The 19,133-nt window shown below is 47.8% G+C and carries 16 protein-coding genes and 1 pseudogene; 10 read left to right on the top strand and 7 right to left on the bottom strand.

The genetic code is table 11. From position 1 onward, the window contains the following. Nucleotides 1–21 precede the first annotated feature (21 nt). The 4 genes from AC58QC_RS19595 to AC58QC_RS19580 form a co-directional block, all read right to left on the bottom strand. Nucleotides 22–2,616 (bottom strand): Ig-like domain-containing protein, encoded by a 2,595-nt coding sequence (locus AC58QC_RS19595; RefSeq protein WP_497416784.1) that lies wholly within the window; start codon nt 2,614–2,616, stop codon nt 22–24. Between the two features lie 186 nt (nt 2,617–2,802). Then, on the bottom strand, nt 2,803–4,092 hold the full coding sequence (locus AC58QC_RS19590) for a glycosyl hydrolase family 18 protein (protein ID WP_497416783.1): 1,290 nt from the start codon (nt 4,090–4,092) through the stop codon (nt 2,803–2,805). 367 nt (nt 4,093–4,459) lie between these two features. After that, nucleotides 4,460–6,451: an alpha/beta fold hydrolase gene (locus AC58QC_RS19585; protein ID WP_497416782.1), complete on the bottom strand. Its 1,992-nt coding sequence runs from the start codon at nt 6,449–6,451 to the stop codon at nt 4,460–4,462. Nucleotides 6,452–6,517: 66 nt separating this feature from the next. Beyond that, nucleotides 6,518–7,099: a TetR/AcrR family transcriptional regulator gene (locus tag AC58QC_RS19580; RefSeq protein WP_497416781.1), complete on the bottom strand. Its 582-nt coding sequence runs from the start codon at nt 7,097–7,099 to the stop codon at nt 6,518–6,520. A gap of 474 nt (nt 7,100–7,573) precedes the next feature. Here AC58QC_RS19580 and AC58QC_RS19575 point away from each other — a divergent pair. Next, nucleotides 7,574–7,753: pseudogene (locus AC58QC_RS19575) on the top strand (YiaA/YiaB family inner membrane protein); the annotation flags it as partial. Continuing rightward, entirely contained in the window at nt 7,730–8,050 is a 321-nt protein-coding gene (locus AC58QC_RS19570; RefSeq protein ID WP_497416881.1) for a YiaA/YiaB family inner membrane protein, read from the top strand. The pseudogene AC58QC_RS19575 and the gene AC58QC_RS19570, both read left to right, overlap by 24 nt. 451 nt (nt 8,051–8,501) lie before the next feature. On the opposite strand, the gene xylA is transcribed toward AC58QC_RS19570, so the two are convergent. Next, nucleotides 8,502–9,821 (bottom strand): xylose isomerase, encoded by a 1,320-nt coding sequence (xylA, locus tag AC58QC_RS19565; protein WP_497416780.1) that lies wholly within the window; start codon nt 9,819–9,821, stop codon nt 8,502–8,504. A gap of 173 nt (nt 9,822–9,994) precedes the next feature. On the opposite strand from xylA, the gene AC58QC_RS19560 reads away from it, so the two are divergent. The 3 genes from AC58QC_RS19560 to AC58QC_RS19550 all read left to right on the top strand — a co-directional run bounded on the left by AC58QC_RS19560 (nt 9,995) and on the right by AC58QC_RS19550 (nt 12,384). Beyond that, on the top strand, nt 9,995–11,170 hold the full coding sequence (locus tag AC58QC_RS19560) for an ROK family protein (RefSeq protein WP_497416779.1): 1,176 nt from the start codon (nt 9,995–9,997) through the stop codon (nt 11,168–11,170). Between the two features lie 116 nt (nt 11,171–11,286). Continuing rightward, the gene (locus AC58QC_RS19555) at nt 11,287–11,793 is read left to right on the top strand and encodes a hypothetical protein (protein ID WP_497416778.1); all 507 of its coding nucleotides are present in this window, start codon (nt 11,287–11,289) and stop codon (nt 11,791–11,793) included. Nucleotides 11,794–11,874: 81 nt separating this feature from the next. Beyond that, nucleotides 11,875–12,384 (top strand): Crp/Fnr family transcriptional regulator, encoded by a 510-nt coding sequence (locus AC58QC_RS19550; RefSeq protein WP_497416777.1) that lies wholly within the window; start codon nt 11,875–11,877, stop codon nt 12,382–12,384. Between the two features lie 19 nt (nt 12,385–12,403). Here AC58QC_RS19550 and hmpA read toward each other — a convergent pair whose 3' ends face one another. Both hmpA and AC58QC_RS19540 read right to left on the bottom strand, forming a co-directional pair. Continuing rightward, complete coding sequence (gene hmpA / locus AC58QC_RS19545; RefSeq protein ID WP_497416776.1) at nt 12,404–13,621, bottom strand: NO-inducible flavohemoprotein; 1,218 nt, start codon at nt 13,619–13,621, stop codon at nt 12,404–12,406. 759 nt (nt 13,622–14,380) lie between these two features. Then, on the bottom strand, nt 14,381–15,016 hold the full coding sequence (locus AC58QC_RS19540; RefSeq protein WP_497416775.1) for an FMN-dependent NADH-azoreductase: 636 nt from the start codon (nt 15,014–15,016) through the stop codon (nt 14,381–14,383). Between the two features lie 254 nt (nt 15,017–15,270). Here AC58QC_RS19540 and AC58QC_RS19535 point away from each other — a divergent pair, with 254 nt between their 5' ends. The 5 genes from AC58QC_RS19535 to AC58QC_RS19515 all read left to right on the top strand — a co-directional run bounded on the left by AC58QC_RS19535 (nt 15,271) and on the right by AC58QC_RS19515 (nt 19,098). Then, nucleotides 15,271–16,311 (top strand): agmatine deiminase family protein, encoded by a 1,041-nt coding sequence (locus AC58QC_RS19535; RefSeq protein WP_497416774.1) that lies wholly within the window; start codon nt 15,271–15,273, stop codon nt 16,309–16,311. A gap of 5 nt (nt 16,312–16,316) precedes the next feature. Next, nucleotides 16,317–17,192 (top strand): N-carbamoylputrescine amidase, encoded by an 876-nt coding sequence (aguB, locus tag AC58QC_RS19530; RefSeq protein ID WP_497416773.1) that lies wholly within the window; start codon nt 16,317–16,319, stop codon nt 17,190–17,192. Nucleotides 17,193–17,195: 3 nt separating this feature from the next. Continuing rightward, a complete protein-coding gene (locus AC58QC_RS19525) occupies nt 17,196–17,819 on the top strand; it encodes a LysE family translocator (RefSeq protein WP_497416772.1) in 624 nt (207 codons plus the stop codon). 384 nt (nt 17,820–18,203) lie between these two features. Then, nucleotides 18,204–18,674, top strand: coding sequence for a hypothetical protein (locus tag AC58QC_RS19520; RefSeq protein ID WP_497416771.1), 471 nt, complete (start codon nt 18,204–18,206; stop codon nt 18,672–18,674). A 94-nt stretch (nt 18,675–18,768) separates the two neighbouring features. Continuing rightward, a complete protein-coding gene (locus AC58QC_RS19515; RefSeq protein WP_497416770.1) occupies nt 18,769–19,098 on the top strand; it encodes a hypothetical protein in 330 nt (109 codons plus the stop codon). The last annotated feature ends 35 nt before the right edge of the window (nt 19,099–19,133 follow it).

Here is a 19,133-nt window from a genome sequence, read left to right as displayed (position 1 = left end):
GGCGACGGTTCTACAATAGAGTTATTTCGTAATTGTTACTTGAACCGTTGTTCTCATGTTGGCAAATGAAATGGTAATACGGGCAGTCCCTTTACCCGTTGCTTTAATAATGCCATCCTTCACGTCTGCGTTCATGATATTGGAGGTTGTCCATAAGGCTGGCTTGGTCACATCTTCTTCGGATCCATCTGTATAAGTAGCCCATGCTTCCACGTTCGCTGTTTCGCCTTCTTTAAGCGTAAGTTTGACAACATTGGTTTTCAAATATTTCAGGGAGTCGATTTCTACCGGAATAGCTACCGTTTTACCGCCATAGGAGCCAGTGATCGTCGTTTTCCCTGAAGCTGTCGCTGTGAAAAGCCCTTTATCCACGGTACCTAGCTTGTAGGAAGTGACTTTCCATACCGCAATTTCTGATACATCTTTCTTTGAACCATCAGACAATACGGCTTCTAATTTCACTTGTGTTTTGGAACCGGTTTTGGTGACGAAATAGGATACATCGGCTGTAAGTCCTTGAATTACGCCGATTTCTACCGGGATAGAAATGCTTTGACCGCCGTAGGTTGCCGTGATGGTCGCTTTACCGCGGGCAACTGGCTTCACTAGACCTTTGGACACCGTAACGATACTGCTATTGCTAGTTTTCCACTCGGCCTCGTTCGTCACGGGAATTACTGCATCGTTAGCATCTGTTGCTTCAAGTTTAATAAGTCTTGTTTCATTTAAATCAAAAATCAGACTAGTCACATTCGCTGTCAACTCACTGGCCATATCCACTCGTACCGGAATGGTCACTGTTTGGTCATCCAACTCAGCAGTCAATGTCGCTTCACCAGACGCGATGGCTTTTACGACACCTTTATCGACTGTAACCATTTTGACGTTGCTGCTTGTCCAAATAACATCAGCTGTTACATTGTTTTTAGTATCGTCCGTGTATAATGCTTCGGCAGTAAGAGTAACGGATCCGCCCTTCTTCATGTCTAACTTCTCTTCACTAATGGTAAGACTCTTCAATTCGCCTACCGAAACTTGAATAACGGCTTTTCGTGTCCCGTATTCAGCAGTCACGGTTGCAGCTCCTGTGGAAACACCAGTAATCGCACCGCTGCGAACCTCTGCAATTTTCCCATCGCTTGTCGTCCAAGTTGCTTTCTCCGTCACGTCGACTTCGCCGCGGCCGTCTTTATAATAAGCGGTTAATTTAACATTGGTAGAATCGCCAATCTGCATATTAACAGCTTTCTGAGCTTTAATGATCGAAGGTACGTCTACTTCTACACGAGTTGTGGTGGTTTTACCGCCATATGTAGCGGTTACCGTAGCAACACCTGCTTTAAAAGCTTTGATTACACCTTTGCTTACAATAGCAATGTCCTCATGATCTACGCTCCAAGTAGCACTGTCGGTTACGGTATCCGTAGTCCCATCTGCATAAGTTGCAGATAAAATTAGGCTCTGGTTCGTGTCAGTAGCTTGCATGACAACCAGATCTTTACTAACGACTAGACGGTGAGGAACCTCAACATCTACGCTAGCCGAGACTGTCTTATCGCCATACTTGGCAGAAACGGTGGCTTCTCCAATTCCTGTACCTAGTAGATTGCCTTTCGTTACTTGAACGATATCATCGTCACTGGATGACCACTCAGCACGATCTGAGATATCAATTGGCTCGCCATCGGTATAGGTAGCCATCAGTTTCAATTGTCCTGAAGCATTTTTCTTAAGTAAAATGCTTTGTTTATTTAATTCGAGTTTCAGTGTGCTATCTACATCAACATCGATAGTAATCGATTTCGTACCATAAGTGGCAGTTAACTTCGCTTTACCGACACTATAGCCCGTAATTTTACCATTAACAGCATCAGCTACTTTAGCATTATCTGTTGTCCAAACGGCTTTACTTGCTACGTCGCTCGGATTACCGTCAGGGTAGGTAGCCATCAGTTTCATTTGGTAAGTACCATTCTTGAGCAAAGAGACTTCCGATTTATCAGCATCCAGACGACGAACAACCTCGACATCAACGTCTAACTCCAAGGTTTGATTCAAATAGGTAACCGTAATGGTGCCACTTCCAGGGTTTTGTCCTTTGACTAAACCATTCGTCACCGTTGCGATTGAGCTCGAATTCACCGTGTAATCGGCCTTGCTCGTCACATTCTCCGAGGTGCCGTCATCGTAATAAGCGGTGATTGTGAGTTGGGCCGTCGCATCGAGACGAAGATCAAGGGCTTGCTTATCTGTGGTTAACGATTTCACTTTTTTGCTGACCGTTACCGTGACAACTTCCGTTTTACCCAAGTAAGTAGCAGTAATGACGGCTTTTCCTTCTTTTTTGGCAGTTACGACACCTGCGTACACGGATGCCACATCTGCTGATCCAGAATTCCAGTCTGTTTTGACAGTCGCATTTTCCGTTGAACCGCTGACAAATATAGCCGTAGCCGATAAGTTAGCTGTATTGCCGACCTGTAAGCTGAGTTCATTTTTGTTCAAAACCAGCTTCGAAATTTCATCAGCTGCCAAAGCACTTCCTGTGAAAATAGCCTGACTTGCTAGTACAAAAATAATAACCAGGGACAACCACTTACTGTGACTAAACTTCATGCTTCATTTCCCTCCATTACAACTGTTGCTAGAATCTGCTTGATGAAAATAGATATCTATTTTAATCGGCATTTCAGTAAGGAAAATGAAGGGAAATGAGCATTTAATTTGTTGAGATTTTGTTAATTATGTCGAAAAAGAGAAAAGCCCCATCTCCACATGCTTGCGGTAAGGGGGCTCAATGCGTTAACCACGTTTTACGATTTTGAAATTCTCCTCAAGCAGCAGCCAATTCTGCGGGAACTTGAGTCCCAGCTTCCAATAGCTAATACCGCGCAGACCGAGCTCTTGAATCAAACGGAATTTGGCTTGAATGGAGCGTGCATCCTCAAACCAGACTGTGTGCTCCTTGCCAGCATCATCCCAATAATTAAAATGCGGAGCTTGCGCGGTGTAATCGTACAGAATTTGCGCGTTATATTTACGGGCCAAATCGATAGCAGCCTGTGGTGAAACGGCTTTGGCATAGGCGCCTCCTTTGACAAAGGGTAACGTCCAGTCGTAGCCGTACAAATTTTGACCCATCATGATTTTGGAAGAGGGCATTTCACTGCGTGCATATTCAAGTACCTTACGAACAGGTCCAATCGGGGAAACGGCCATAGGAGGTCCACCGCTATATCCCCATTCATAGGTCATAATGATGACAAAATCAACAATTTGGCCATGCGCTTTATAATCGTGGGCTTCGTACCAAGCACCGGCTTGTGTGGCACTTGTTTTTGGCGCGAGTGCAGTGGAGATCAGATATCCTTTGCGATGAAAGCGATCCGCTGCTTTGCGCAGGAACCTGTTGTAAGCCTCTCGATCAGCGGGCAGCAAGTGTTCAATGTCAAAATGGATATCTCTAAACCCGAGCTTCTCAGCAGTTGTTTCGATATTTTGAAGCAGGCGGTTCTGAACAGCTTCGTCAGTTAGGATAACGTGACCAAGCTCTGCGCTGAATTGATCATTCTCCAGGTTGGTCAGCACCATCATCAGGGTGACACCATGCTGCTGGGCGATTTCTCGCATATTGTTAAGCGGCGGGTTGACCAAGGTGCCGTCTCGGTTAATACGGAAGCTGAAGGGAGCTAAATAGGTCAAATGAGGGGCCGCTTCGCGAGCAGCTTGCACGAGAACGGGCGACACATCGGCGCCTCTTGGTTCAATATAAGCATTCACCTCGGCTTGTTTGCGCGGGGTTGGGGGGATATACAAACGGAAGCCGCTGGGTAATGTTTGATATAACGTAAGTCCATTGACGGAAGCGAGTGTGTCTAGGTCTATGCCGAGCTTTTGTGCGATTCGGTACAAGCCCTCGCCAGGCTGCACCCAGTAGTAGGAGCCGACAATCGGAATAACTAATGCCTGTCCGATGACTAACGTTTGACTGGGGGTCAACTCATTCGCCGCTGCCACCTCTTCGACCGACACGCCATAGGTTTGCGAAATGCGATACAGCGTTTGTCCCTTTTGGACAACGTGAATTTGCATAGGGTTTTCCTCCTTGAAAAAGATAGCCGAGCCTCCATGAAGGCAGTCTCAGCTTGTGAAACTCGCTAAAGCGCATCTGAGACGCCCAAAGTGGGAGGCTCAGGAGATGGGGAGTCGGAAATGACTGTATCCGAGCCTACTTTTCTATATCCTATTCGGCTGGTGGGCGATAGGTGAATGTCTTGGAGGAAAAAGATGAAAAGCTCGCTTATCTGCATCTTGAGGGGCAGATAGGCGAGCTAGATTGCAGGTGTGTAATGGCAAAAGATTTAGAGCTAGGAGCTAAGAGCTGAGGGGAAAGGGCTATGGGCTAAGAACTAAGAGCTAAGAGCTAAGAGCTAAAAGCTAAAAGCTAAAAGGCTAAAGGCTACAGCCCTTGCTGTCGCAGCAGCTTGGCTGTAAGCTCCGGGTGCGAGATCGGGAAGTGGTGCGCTTCCTCGATCTCCACCGTATTGGCGGAGCGGAGTTCCTCCGCCAAAGCAAATGCGCGATCCTGTGTGCCCCACAGGATCGAAGCCTCCCGCTGCAGCGCCGCCAGCTGCTGCGGGGGCAACCCCTCTGCGCGGGTCAGCGCAGAGAGAGTCGCTGCAGTCGTCTTCCGCACACGCGGCGACTGCAGCTCTTGCAGGACATAAGTGACATACGAAGTCGGTATGTCACTTATGTCCACGAAGCAGCCCTGCGCCAGCAGCTGCTTCCGCAGGCCTTTCTCGCGCAGCCAGCGCAGCGCGAGGCTGTTGAGACGCGCGCTGCGGTACTTGCGCGCGGCGGGTTGCAGGGCAGGCTGCAACAGATGCAGCCTGTGGATCCGTTCCGGTACGCGAGCGTAGGCGTGGGCGGCTAGAAGGCCGCCCAACGAGTGGCCCACGAGCGTTACCGGGCTGTCGAAGGCGCGGATCGCCTCGACGAGCGCTGCGATGTGGCCCTCCATCACGTCGGCAGCGTGATGGTAGGGCGAACGCCCGAAGCCTGGCAGATCGACCAGGCAGACATCGTGCTCTGGGAATTGCGCCGCCAAAGGGAGCAAACAATCCGCTCCGCTTAGCGTGCCGTGCACAAAGAGGAGGGGGGGCTTTGGCTGACCGAATGGCATTCGTTCTACGCGTTGTCTTGAGTCCTTCGATTCTATTCGCTCTAGTTGGCTCCATCCCAGACTCTGCTCCGTTGTACGTTGCTCAATGGTCGCATTCCGCTCTAGACAAGCCAAAGGCCCACGCTTTCCACGCACAAACCCCTCATTGTGCATGTGACCATGCACGAGCTGAAAATCAAGATCTGCGATCGTAAAAGGCAGCATCTCACCTTGAACTTTATTAGGCAGCCTATGTTGTTGCAGCAAGCTTTCCTTGACTGCAATCGGGAAAGGAGTTGTCTTGTTCACAATAAACTCGAGGGATTCCTTGGGAATACCGAGCTTTTGTCCTAATGGAGTACCTAATAGCTTGCTCAACCACTTTGGCGAGATTGATCCAAGTGGCTTACTGACACGCAGCTCTTTGGCGATCATTGTAACAAGCTCATTCATAGAAGGGCTCACCTTGGGATCATCCAACAAATAATAGGTTTGGGTGGATGGTGCAGCCTCTTTCGTTAATAAGTTGATGAAGGATGCGACATGATCGACATGGACAAGCGGCAGCCAATGTGTAGACCCACCGGGTACGATAGACATCAGACCTCGTGCGGTAGCACGGACGAGAATGCCGAGCCCGCCGGTTTGAAGGGTTTCACCATGCAGCGAGTTACCAATGACAACGCTAGGATGAACAATAGATAGAGGGAATCCCAACGTCTTAGCCCCTTCTCGAATTCGTAAATCCGCGAGACATTTCATATGCTCATAAGGCGGACCTTGCTCTAAATGCGCAATTAGTGGAGCGGGATTGTGCATATTCTCATCGGTCCAAGGGCTTTTGAACCCGACCACGTGGATAAAATGCTTTAATCCCCCACACTGCTGAAAATCCGCAGCCAACTGAAGCATTTCCTCCGCAGCTTGCAGGAAAACGATTCGTGCCTCGCTTTCGCTGATCCGGATATCCATGGGCCCGCCTGCATGAATGATCACATCTGCAGTCAGTATCTTCTCCTTGTCAGATGGGCTCAAGCCAAGTCCGGGCAGACTCAAATCGCCAATTACCGGGTGGATGCGACTGGCGAACGGGCGTGAATCGCTGATATGCTCGTAAGTATTGCTTTTTTCCCCTTCCGCATCCGGCCAATCTAACCCCTTACAAACCTGCTTCCAACGCGACTTTGAGCGAACGAGCACGTACACCGTGTGGTTCTCACGGGAAAGTTGATCTAAGGTATGGGTTCCGATAAATCCTGTACCGCCAGTCATAAAAATATGAGCCAAAAGAATAGCCTCCGTTTCGTTTTAGCCATCATTAGTACTGATTAGTACTAATGATGGCTAAAAAAATTACTTTAGCAAACCAGCTAAAGTAGTAAGAGTTTGACCGAGTAAAGTCGGATCTTGTTTCGCATGCTGCAGAAATAGTGCACCTTCGAGTGTAGAGACGATGAGCCCAGCGACAGCTTTAGTAGGAAGAGTAGGGGAGAATTCCCCTTTGTGCACACCTTCGAGGAGCAGTTCTTCGACCAAGTGTATTTGATCCTGAAAAAATAAGCCCACTTTCCGTTTGAGTTCGTCCGCCTCCTGCGGCATTTGAGTATACAGGGTGAGGAAGGGGCAGCCAGCTAAGAAGCTAGCCTCGGTGCCTGTCATGTTTTGAAGCAACAGGTCAAAACGCTCCTGAACACATAAATCTGAACGAGCTGCAATGTCTTGCATCATCTGCGTATAGGTTTGGATGAGTTGATCGAGAATCGCGGCCAAGAGTTCTTCCTTGCTTTTGAAATAATAGTAAATGTTCGTCTTCGACACCGTGCTTGTGAGTACGATTTCGTCCATGCTAGTGGCCAAATAGCCTTTTGTTAGAAAGAGGTTCATAGCGGTTTGAAGCACAACATCACGATTGGTTACTCTTTTTGTCTTTGTCATGATTAGTACTATACAGTACTAAAAAGTGGGTGTCAAATGGTTCCTCGTCAGGTAGGTAGAGCGGGGTAAAGTCGAGAGGGGTTTGTGGCTTGTGTAAAAAGTGCTCGGACGGAGCTGTTCATCTGCCAACTGAGCTGTAGTGATGTTTTTCATCACTACAGCGCCAGCTTTTGGGCAAATGTGTGCTGTAAGGTTGAATTTCATCACTACGGAGCGAGAAAGGGCTGTTTCATCTGCCAATCTGGGCTGTAGTGATGTTTTTCATCACTACAACGCCAGTTTGCGCGCAAATGTGTGCTGTAAGGTTGAATTTCATCACTAGGGAGTCACTTTGCGCGTATGTGTATGTAATGAAGTCTTAGGAGTAGGTACTATTGGAAGATAGTACTATTTAGAGCGGTCAGAGCACCCTATACTGAGTATCAAGAGCAAGTCATTCATAACGTTGCAGGGCAACGATAGGGGGATTTTAACATGATGAATCAGCGGAAACGGAATACAACAGCCTTTACTTTTATGGCGTGGGCATCCTTTATTGGAGCTTTCGTGGCAATGTTTATTGGGATATATACACTGGAAGAATCACTTAGCGTGAAGGGTTATTTTGCGGTATGTGCACTGTTTCTCACCATGTCGGCGTTCGTGCTGCAGAAAGTCATTCGAGACAATTTGGAGGACGGGTTCGAATCCCGCAAACGGAATACATCGGCCTTTACATTTTTGGCATGGAGCTCTTTCGCCTTAGCATTGCTGGGCATGTTCATCGGGATTATTAATCTAGAGCAGCTGCTTTCCGTCAAAGGGTACTACGCCGTAACCGCTTTGTTCCTGACGATGTCCTCGTTTGTTCTGCAAAAAACAGTTCGTGATAACAATGATGACGACGCGTTGACTCCTGTTCAACACGTAAATGCAACATCCCATGCAACTGAAATTAAAGTGGAAGAGTAGTCTTAATTCGCTAGCAGCCCGCGATGCACTGAAATAGGCGTGTTCCACTTGTGACGCGAAATCCCGCCGAGGCAGACACTTAACTTAACTGCAAAACTACAGTTAATTCCTCTCAAATTGGCTACTTTAGATGAATAGATGGAAAAACTACAGTTAAAATTGCCACTATCGTGATTATCAAGCCAATGCGGTTAAATTAGCAACATATTTTCCATTTATTTCAATTGCGGCAGTAATTGAGACGGAATTAACTACATAAAATCCAGTTAATTTATTGTGGGGGGCAAGTATGCTCTGGTCTCAGCAACTGAGTAGCTGCAAAGTCGAACATTCATCGCTTAGACCTGCGCATGTCCGCCAAGCTACTGCTGGAGGAAGCGAAGTGTTAAACAAAAGAAATCCCGCCCCAGCCTGACGGCTGAAGCGGGATTTTTCACATGTTCTACATAGATTAAGCGTTAAGCAAATATTGATTTACAGTTGCTTTGATCAATTCCAAACGGCCGGATTGGTTCACGATTGGTCCGTTATTTGCAAGTGCATAAGCTTCTAGTGACCTGAAGTCCGCTTTGCCAGACACGATGTCTGCGCCGATGCCGGACTTGAAGGAACCGTAGCGAGTGTCAAGGATGTTGTCGAATACTTTGTCTTCGATCAATTTAGCTGCAACTTGCAAGCCGCGTGCGAATGCATCCATACCTGCGATGTGTGCATAAACGACGTCGATTGGCTCGAAGGAAGTACGACGAACTTTTGCGTCGAAGTTCACACCGCCACGGCCGATGCCGCCTTCGTTCAAAAGGATTTCATACATCGCCATAGTTGTCGAGTACAAGTCAGTTGGGAACTCATCTGTATCCCAGCCTAGCAGCAAGTCGCCTTGGTTTGCATCGATGGAACCAAGAATGCCGTTAACGCGAGCTACACGAAGCTCGTGCTCAAATGTGTGACCTGCAAGTGTAGCATGGTTAGCTTCAAGGTTTAATTTGAAGTAAGGAAGCAGGTCGTATTTTTGCAAGAACGACAGTGTCGTAGCTGCATCGAAATCGTATTGGTGCTTGGAAGGCTCTTTCGGCTTAGGCTCGATTAGGAATTGTCCTGTGTAGCCGATTTCTTTGGCATAATCAACAGCCATGTGCAGGAAGCGAGCAAGGTTGTCGAGTTCAAGTCCAAGATCCGTGTTCAAAAGCGTTTCATAACCTTCGCGGCCGCCCCAGAATACGTAGTTTTCAGAGCCAAGCTCTTTGGCGTGATCCAAAGCTTTCTTCACTTGCGCTGCAGCGTAAGCAAAAACTTCTGCATTGTTAGAAGTAGCTGCCCCGTGAACGAAGCGCGGGTTCGTGAACATGTTCGCAGTATTCCAAAGCAGCTTTTTGCCTGTGGAAGCCATTTTATCTTTGATCAAACCAACGATTTCGTCGAGGTTTGCATTGGTTTCTTGCAAGGTATTGCCTTCAGGCGCGATATCGCGATCGTGGAATGCGAAGTAGTCGACTCCTAGAATGTTTAGAAGCTCAAAGCAAGCGTCAACGCGAGCTTTCGCCAACTCTAAGCCGTCGTATTTGTCCCAAGCACGGATGTTAGTGCCAGCGCCGAATGGGTCAGAACCATTAGCAGAGAAGGAGTGCCAGTAAGCAACTGCGAAACGCATATGGTCACGCATTGTTTTGCCTAGAATGACTTGCTCTGGGTTATAAAATTTAAAAGAAAGTGGGTTCGTCGATGTCGGGCCCTCGTAATTAACTGGTTGAATGTTGTCAAAGTAGCTCATGAATTCAGCCTCCGTATAAATGAATGATAAATGCTTATGAAGTCATCATAGCATCATTTGAATAGTTTGTAAATTCATTAAACAAACTTAGTTGATGCACGAAAAAGTCTTCTATGTTAGAATCATTTCCATAGCGATGACTCGCAGCATTTGGAACGGTATGGAGGATAACCATGAAACAAACAGGCGACTTAAACCTCGTGAAAAAAATAAATAAAACAATTGTCTTGCATCACATTCGCACAGATTCACCGATCTCACGCGCTAGAATCGCTGAGATTACAGGGCTGACGAAGGCGACAGTATCTAGTCTCGTGAATGAACTCATCGAGAGCTCTCTCGTCGAGGAGATCGGTGTAGGGGAATCCAGCGGCGGGCGAAAGCCGATGATGCTGCTATTTAACGGAACAGCGGGATATGCGATTGGCGTTGATCTTGGTGTGCATGATATCTTGGCTGTGCTCACGGACCTAACGGGAAAAGTGATTCGTGAGAATCGCATCCAGCATCACAATGAGAGCGTGGAGCAGGTTACCCGCCTGCTGAAAACGACGATTCGTGAACTAATAGAAACAGCGCCAGAGAGCGTTTATGGCGTTATTGGTATTGGACTTGGCGTGCCAGGTATCTGCGATGAGGAGGGGAATTTGTTGTTTGCCCCGAATCTGGGTTGGGAAAATGTGCCGCTGCTGGGCCAGCTCGAAGCTGAATTCGGGCTGCCTGTTGTGATTGATAATGAAGCGAATGCTGGGGCAGTGGGCGAGAAGCAGTTTGGCGCAGGCAAAGACACCGCGAATCTCATTTATGTGTCCATCGGAATGGGGATCGGTGCGGGCATTATTATTAAAAACGAGCTCTATCGCGGGGCGACTGGTTTCTCTGGCGAGATCGGCCACATCTCGATCCAGCATGACGGTCCCAAATGCCGCTGCGGCAGTTTAGGCTGCTGGGAGCTTTACGCATCGGAGCATGCGTTATTGGAGCAAGCGGGGCAAGAATTAGGGCGCGAAGTCGACCTGGAAACCATGCTTAGCAAAGCCGAAAGCGGCGACGCGAAGGTCATTTCGCTTTTTGAGCGGCTGGGTTATTACCTTGGGGTCGGTGTGGTGAACATCATTAATGGGTATAATCCGGAATTTATTATTCTCGGTGGTCGGCTGGCTGGCGGTGAGAAATGGCTTATGAAGCCTTTGCTCGAGCTGTTGGAAAAGCGATCTCTGCCACATCCACGTAAGCAGCTGAAGGTGGAGTTTTCGGAGCTTGGTGATCGGTCGACTGTGCTTGGGGCGGCGTCTTTTGCTGTGGCGAAGTTCTTTGCTTCGACGACGGTGTCGGTGGATCGGAGCTAGGTCTCCAAATGGCAACTTAAAGTCATTGACCTACGCTTGGATCATTTGTAAAATGGGAGAGGTCTGGTCTAATTGTGACTTCTTATATCCCATACAGAAAAGGACGGGAACCAACGATGTTTCTTCGTTCACTTCTTATTTGCTGCTATTTGATGGGCGCTTACTGGGCTTCCTATCACTTTCCATCGATGAAGATGGTCTTTTACCCAACGCTGGGGGCATTCAGCTTTTTATTCATGCATCGCGTGGATAACATTAGAGAAATACGACGAATTATTATTGGAGCCATCATTGCAGTTACGATGGGAAGCCTTTTTTATACGATAGGTACGGGCGCAATTTCTTTCTTTTTAACAGCCCTTGTAACGATAACTCTTATTCAATTTTTCAAATGGAATGCGGCACCGATCCTGTCCGTCTCGTTCATCCCTTATTTCGCTCATCCTGTCTCGATGTGGGCTTTACCGATTGCGGTGCTTGTGTCGCTAACAGGATTGCTGATTTCGATTTGGCTTATTGGCAAGGTTGAGCAGATGAACTGGTATGTGAGCTTATCGGGTAAATTAACACAGGTTAGACTGTTGACTCGAGCTCCATTCGAGCCGATGAAGAAAGAATTATAGCACGCCGTCATCAGTGTGAAATCGAAAAAGCGATCAGCAGAAAGTGCTGTCGCTTTTTTGTATATTGAAGGAGCTACGAAAATGAAACTGCATAAGGGAGAAATCCTATTCCGCCAAGGAGAGTCGGGCTCACTATTCAAGCTGCATACCGGTCTGTTGAAAATCGTCAGATCGCATGAGGACGGGAATACGACACTCGTCAATATTATTGTACCCGGTGAGACGATTCCGCATCATTCGCTGATTAGTCCAAGCGCCTACTATGCAACAGCGATTGCGCTAGTGACAAGTGATGTTGAAGTGCTGCCTGCTGAGCCCTGGTATGAGGACTTGGAACGCAACCCAGACCACTTTCGCACGATCGCGCGTCAATTGCAGGACAAGCTGCGCATGATGCAGCAGCGTATCGATCAGCTGACAGAAATCGCTCCAGCGGCTAAATTGTTGAAGCTGGAATCGTGGTTTCAACATTATATAGGAACATTGAAGCTGACAGACGTGCTGACCCAAGAGGAAATCGGTCAGTTCATTGGGCTTCGCCGAGAAACCGTGAATCGGCTGCTGCGAGAAACAGGGAGAAAGAGCGACTAGGCTTTTCTCCCTTGTTTGTTTAGGAGAGAGTTCCTGTTGGACCGAAAAATTCGTAATGACGGTCGGCTTCTGGAACACCCCAGGCGATAAGTGATTGATTCACGGTTTTCATGAACGGCAAGGGTCCGCAGAAGTAAAAGCTGCCATCCACTGTCGGCACAAGGCTTTGGATCCAAGGCAGATCAAGATAGCCCAGCTTGTGATATACCCGTTCACTGATATCGAGATCTGTCGGCTGAGCATAGCACCAAGCAACAGTCACTTGAGGATGCTCCTCAGCCAGCTGTTCGACCTCTCTCCGAAGTGCATGATGTTGACCATTTTGAGCAGCATGGATAAAGGTAACCTTACGATTCGGCTGCGTGGTTACAAGTGAATGCAGCATGCTCACCATAGGGGTGAGTCCGACACCGCCGCTGAGTAGCGTAACAGGTCGTGTATCCGCTTGATCTAGTGTAAAGTCACCTGCCGGCGCAGAAAGCCAGACAATGTCTCCCTCTTGCATCTGGTTGTGCAAATAGAGAGAAACTTTGCCCGCAGGAACAGCCGGGTTGGTGTCTTCGCGTTTAACTGAAATCCGATAAAACGGCTGTCCAGATGTGTGAGAGAGGCTATATTGCCGAATATGTGTGTACGTTTCTCCTGGAATTTGTACACGGATACTGACATACTGTCCAGGTTCAAATGCAGCAAGTGGACCATGATCCTGCGGCGTCAGGTAGAAGGATGTAATGACGTCGCTCTCTCTTTTTTTACCTGAGATAATGAACGGTCTGAAATCGCTCCATCCCCCAGGCTGAAGAGCGGAGTTCGTATACATATCAGACTCAATGCCAATGAATGCACTGGCGATGACCCCGTACGCTTCAGCCCAAGCCCCGAGAATGTCGTCCGTCGCCGAATCGCCCAGAACATCTTTAATCGCACCTAGTAAATATTCCCCAACGATGGGATATTGTTCTGGTTTAACACCAAGACTGCGATGCTTATGTGCAATTTGTTTAACAGCTGGCAGGATCATTTCCAACCGATCAATATGCTTCGCTGCCGCATAAACGGCATTAGCTAAAGCTGTCTGTTGTCGGCCTTGTTTTTGATTAGCGTGATTGAAAAGATGTAGGAGCTCCGGGTGAGCCGTAAACAGCTTGTCATAGAAACGCTTGGTTATTTCTACACCATGAACTTCTAGTACAGGCACAGTGGATTTAATGATTCGGATGGTTTGTTCGCTTAGCATGTCGGATCATCTCATTTCGGGTAGAATGACTTGATGCCTTCAGTATAGCGAACTAGAGGAGGGGACCCCTGTGATTAGAATCACAGGGAATAGCAATAAAGTGTGTCTATGGGCAGAGGGATACATAAGTAGGTGCTTCGCTTTCCGCAAAAAATGCCGACAGTTCATAATGAACCATCGGCAGGTTAATTAGCACGAGGTCACCCTGGTAGGGTAGCTTCGTGTTATTTCTAGTAGCCCTTGGGCTGCAGTAAGTCGAAAAAATCGACTAACGTACCCGCAAAGTACCCCTCAAGGCCACATTAAGTCGAAAAAATCGACTTACACTTCCTCAAAGCGCCTAAGTGCAGCTCTAAGTCGAAAAAATCGACTAACTCGCCCGCAAAAGTACCCCTCAGGCCACAGTAAGTCGAAAAAATCGACTAACTCGCCCGCAAAAGTATCCCTCAGGCCACAGTAAGTCGAAAAAATCGACTTACACTTCCTCAGAAGCGCCCAAGGGCAGCTCTAAGTCGAAAAAATCGACTTACACGCCCTCAGAAGCGCCCAAGTGCAGCAGTTAGTCGAAGAAATCGACTAACTCGCCAGCAGAAGTAACCCTGGGGCAGCATTAAGTCGAAAAAATCGACTAACTCGCCAGCAGAAGCAGCCCTGAGGCAGCAATTAGTCGAAAAAATCGACTAACTCGCCAGCAAAAGTAACCCTGGGGCAGCAATAAGTCGAAGTAATCGACTAACTCGCGGAATACGTAGGCGTTATTTAAAAGCTTTTCGCCAAATCTTGCGCTTTACTAATCGCATCGGCTTTAATTTGCTGCGCTTTATCAGGGAATTGGTTATGCCCTTCAACGAACAGACCTTGCGTTTCTGTAATACCGAAGAAAGCCATTATGATTGAGATATACCGATGACCAGATTCCATGGCTGCAGCCGGCCCTTCCGAATACACGCCGCCGCGGGCTTGGATATGAAGTGCTTTTTTGCCAGAAAGTAAGCCAACAGGGCCAGCTTCGGTGTACTTAAACGTTTTGCCAGCTACGCAAAGAGCATCCAGATAAGCTTTCATCACAGGCGGGAACGAGAAATTCCACATCGGAGTAACGAAAACGTATTTGTCTGCGGCTATAAATTGCTCCGTAAGCTCATTAATTCGTCCTACCTTGGAGCTTTCATCGCTTGTTAAGGAGGAAAACTCCTGCCCGCTGCGCAGCTTACCCCAGCCGCTGAAAACATCCGCATCAATATGCGGCACTTGGACACGATACAAATCAATAGGAATCACTTCATCACTGGGATTCGCTTCTCGATAAACATCGATGAAAGCTTTTCCGACAGCCATACTGTAAGAGGTTTGATGGTCATGAGGGTGAGCGGTAATATACAGAACAGTTGCCAATGTGATCCATCCTTTCGGGTATGCTATCTAATGAATCCTCTTTTAATGTTCATTAAAAGCACTTGAAATATGCTGGCAGGTAATGGTGGAGCCGTTACATGTGTAAAGCGATGTAGGTTGTCGACAAAGATTTGGTCACGGAACTACCTATTTACATTGAGCCTTAGCTACTTTTGAGTTATGATGGGAGACGATGTTTTTTTATTTAATAATCCCGAGATTAGTAACTATATTGAGATAAAGTGAGATGACGAATGATGACGAAACCTAAAGATTTAAACTATAGCATGCCAGCAGAATGGACAGAGCACGAGAGAACCTTTATCTCTTGGCCTGTTCAAGCATCGATGGTTTACCCAGAGGATCACGCGGTTGTGTCCCAGGGCTACGCGGATTTGGTAAAGGCAATTGCTGAATTTGAGCCTGTTACCGTGATCGTTAACCCTTCCGATGCAGCGCAAGTGAAAGCGATGTTCACGGAGTCCAACGTGGATTTCCTTGAGATCCAGCATAATGACGCTTGGTTCCGCGACAATGGACCGACGTTCGTGTTGAATGCACAGCAGGAGATCGCGGCAGTTAATTGGAAATTCAACGCATGGGGCGGCAAATACGCGCCTTGGGATCTCGATGATAACGTAGCCCCGCAAATCGCGGAGCATCATGGTGTGAAACGTTTTGACGCTCCGCTCGTCATGGAAGGCGGCTCTATTCACGTGGATGGGGAAGGCACCCTTTTGACTACGGAAGAATGTCTGCTGAACACGAACCGCAATCCGGATCTGAGCCGCGCAGAGATTGAGGAGCATGTCCGCAATTTCGTGAACGTGGAGAAGATTATCTGGCTGAACAAAGGGCTGGACGGCGACGAGACCGATGGTCACGTTGATAATATTGCTTGCTTCGCAGCTCCAGGCAAAATCATTCTGCAAGTGTGCAACGATCCTTCGGATGCCAACTATGCGATTACGCAGGAGAATTTGGAGATTCTCCGTAGTGCGACGGATGCTAAGGGTCGCTCCTTCGAGATTATTCAGATCGAGCAACCACCGCTTACATTCTTTGAAGAGCAGCGTTTGACACTCAGCTATTTGAACTTTTATTTCGTGAATGGCGGCATTATATTGCCGGTGTTTGGCGGGACAGCAGAGGAGACGGATCGCAAAGCGATCGAGGTGCTTCAAGCGACGTTCCCAGACCGTAGAATTCGTACAATTAACGGCATGTCCATCATTAAAGAAGGCGGCAATGTTCACTGCACGACGCAGCAAATGCCAGCCAGCAAGAAAGGGTGATTCCATTGAGAAAAGTGACAGTGGCAGCCACGCAAATGAGCTGTTCTGACAACATAGAAGAAAACATCGCCAAAGCGGAGAAATTGGTTCGTGAAGCAGCTGCTAAAGGCGCGCAAATTATTTTGATTCAAGAACTATTCGAAACGCCATATTTCTGCCAAAAGGAAAAATCGGACTACTACCGTTACGCTACGGAGCTGGAGACGAATAAAGCGATTAATCACTTCCGTGAAATCGCTAAGGAGCTTGCAGTTGTGCTGCCAATCAGCTTCTATGAGAAAAAGAATTACGCTCGCTACAACTCGCTTGCTGTGATTGATGCCGATGGTGCTGTTCTTGGCACGTATCGCAAAAGCCACATCCCAGACGGTCCGGGGTATGAGGAGAAGTTCTATTTTAACCCGGGGGATACTGGCTTCAAGGTGTGGAAAACACGTTACGCCAAAATCGGCGTCGGCGTTTGTTGGGATCAGTGGTACCCGGAAGCTGCTCGCGTGATGGCGCTGATGGGTGCGGAGCTTTTGTTCTACCCAACGGCCATCGGCTCGGAGCCGCAAGATGGCTCGATCGATTCGAAAGATCACTGGCAAATGTGCATGCGCGGTCACGCGGCATGCAACTTGATGCCGGTTATCGCATCGAATCGGATCGGTAAGGAAGAAGATGAAGAATCAAGCATCAACTTCTACGGTTCGTCTTTCATTGCAGGACCGCAGGGTAATCTGGTTCAGGAAGCTGGACGTGACGAGGAAACGGTTCTCGTTGCTGAGTTTGACTTGGACCAGCTGGAAATTCAGCGTATTGAATGGGGTATTTTCCGAGATCGTCGTCCGGATCTATATAAGAAAATCGCTACTTATGACGGTGAGCAGGTGTTCTAATTCATGCTGATCCCGTTGTTAAAAGGGCTTTTGCTTGGCTTTTCGATCGCAGCACCTGTGGGTCCTATTGGGATATTATGCATGCGCAGAACCCTGACATTAGGTCGCTTACATGGCTTTCTATCTGGGCTTGGAGCAGCTACGGCAGATGCGATTTATGGCTTCATCGCGGGTTTTGGACTGACTTTAATCACTAGCTTCCTGTTGGATCAAAAGGTGATTCTACAGCTGGTAGGTGGTCTGTTCCTTATCTATTTGGGCGTGCAAACCTTCCGCTCCAAGCCTGCGGCCCACGCCGCCAAAGCAACAGGGGACACGTTGTTCAAATCGTATTCATCCACCCTGCTGCTCACCATTACGAATCCGATGACCATCATGTCGTTCGTGGGCGCCTTCGCAGGACTTGGGCTGGGGGACAGCGGGGATACAGGCTTTACGCCTGCCATCGCCTTGGTGCTCGGCGTCTTCACAGGCTCCGCGCTGTGGTGGTTGCTGTTGAGCTTGTTGGTTGGCCTGCTCCGAGAGCGGCTCAAAGGAGCAGCGTTCCTATGGATCAATCGCATCTCGGGTGCGATGTTATCGGTGTTTGGTTTGTTTGCAGTGATTGGGCTACTCTTTCGGGGGTAGCTTTTTTTTTGCGGTTTGGGAGTGGAAGTTGAAAGGGGATAGCTGGGATACTACTCGAACAGAATGAGCCTTAGCTACACTTTTATGATACATTGGGACAATATGGTAAATTTGGCCGCGCATCGAACTGACTAACTGGAAAACCTCCAGCTAATTTAACTCGATTTGCTGAATACCGCCAATTAGATGGAAAATCTCCAGTTAAATTGCCCCTAAATCGGCAAATTGGGGAAATGACGCTAAATTAACTACAGGAAATCCAGTTATTTGCTCAAAGCTGCCGGATTCCGCAAAATTAACTGTATTTTTACAGTTATTCCTTGTGTGTAGTCAGTGATACGTATCTTAGACCGGAAACGGCGTTAATCAAGGAGGATGATAGATATGAGCGTGTTTAAATTCCTTTCCGCTGAACAACCGCTGCCTGTTGTTGATTTCGCAGGACTCATAACGATGAAAGTCAAGGAAATCAAGAAGATGGATCCACTCCCTAGCGGTCCCGTTCCTTGGGACGAGCTGGATGATGAGCTCGAGGTGAGGTACACAGCCAACAAACTGGATATAGATGGGCTGCAAATTGCAGTATGCAAGTACCCGCCAGACGGGCTAGGTGCGTATATTAGCAAACCTTATATCTATTGGGTGGGTGGCAGTTTCGATGCGAAGTGCAGAGAACAGCTCTCCGAGTACTTGAAAAACCAGCTCCCCCTTGCGAATCCCCTAGCATTATGGTCCATTTTATTTGGAGGAGGCTTTCAAGAAGTTACGACACTGACGATCGAACTGGAACAGCTAACGGCTGAGAAGCTTTTGTGGATCGAACAGGGACCTTGCAGATGTATGCTGCTCAATTAAAAGAAAAGGAGCCTGATAGCCCACTTATCTGCATGAAGTGCGAAGTCGGTCGAAGAAGAACTACACCAACTAAGGTAGAAAGAAGGTCTTTCCATTGTCATTTTTGAAAAGAGTTGCCTTCTGGCTTCTCGTACTGAGCTGTATGGTTTGTGTGTGCGATGGTGTGGGGATCGGGTTGGCAAATTTATGGATAAGACTTACCCCGCCAATTAACCTGCTTTCAAAGTTGGATTTCCTTGACCATACGTTGTTTGATCGCATGAATACGACGAAGTGGCCAGGCAGTAGTGCTTTGCTGCCATTAACGGTCTTAGCTTATGTGATTTATGTGATGGCTTATTGGTTAGTTGGCTTGGCGATGGACATGTTGATCCATAACTGGGGAAGGCTGCGTACAGACAGGAAAGGGAAAAGTGCTATATAGATGTACCTTGAAGTAGAGAGAATCCATCTGCAATT

It is taken from the genome of Paenibacillus sp. J22P51 (genome assembly GCF_059692215.1).
Note: the sequence above shows the minus strand (reverse complement) of the source record. Positions and strands in the feature narration are given on the sequence as shown.

Excerpts from the sequence above, each read along its gene's own strand:
- AC58QC_RS19525 (WP_497416772.1), top strand. The coding sequence starts at position 17,196 with ATGCTGATCCCGTTGTTAAAAGGGCTTTTGCTTGGCTTTTCGATCGCA.
- AC58QC_RS19590 (WP_497416783.1), bottom strand. The coding sequence starts at position 4,092 with ATGCAAATTCACGTTGTCCAAAAGGGACAAACGCTGTATCGCATTTCG.
- xylA (WP_497416780.1), bottom strand. The coding sequence starts at position 9,821 with ATGAGCTACTTTGACAACATTCAACCAGTTAATTACGAGGGCCCGACA.
- AC58QC_RS19560 (WP_497416779.1), top strand. The coding sequence starts at position 9,995 with ATGAAACAAACAGGCGACTTAAACCTCGTGAAAAAAATAAATAAAACA.
- hmpA (WP_497416776.1), bottom strand. The coding sequence starts at position 13,621 with ATGCTAAGCGAACAAACCATCCGAATCATTAAATCCACTGTGCCTGTA.
- AC58QC_RS19570 (WP_497416881.1), top strand. The coding sequence starts at position 7,730 with ATGTCGGCGTTCGTGCTGCAGAAAGTCATTCGAGACAATTTGGAGGAC.
- AC58QC_RS19580 (WP_497416781.1), bottom strand. The coding sequence starts at position 7,099 with ATGACAAAGACAAAAAGAGTAACCAATCGTGATGTTGTGCTTCAAACC.
- AC58QC_RS19535 (WP_497416774.1), top strand. The coding sequence starts at position 15,271 with ATGATGACGAAACCTAAAGATTTAAACTATAGCATGCCAGCAGAATGG.
- AC58QC_RS19520 (WP_497416771.1), top strand. The coding sequence starts at position 18,204 with ATGAGCGTGTTTAAATTCCTTTCCGCTGAACAACCGCTGCCTGTTGTT.
- AC58QC_RS19550 (WP_497416777.1), top strand. The coding sequence starts at position 11,875 with ATGAAACTGCATAAGGGAGAAATCCTATTCCGCCAAGGAGAGTCGGGC.
- AC58QC_RS19595 (WP_497416784.1), bottom strand. The coding sequence starts at position 2,616 with ATGAAGTTTAGTCACAGTAAGTGGTTGTCCCTGGTTATTATTTTTGTA.
- AC58QC_RS19555 (WP_497416778.1), top strand. The coding sequence starts at position 11,287 with ATGTTTCTTCGTTCACTTCTTATTTGCTGCTATTTGATGGGCGCTTAC.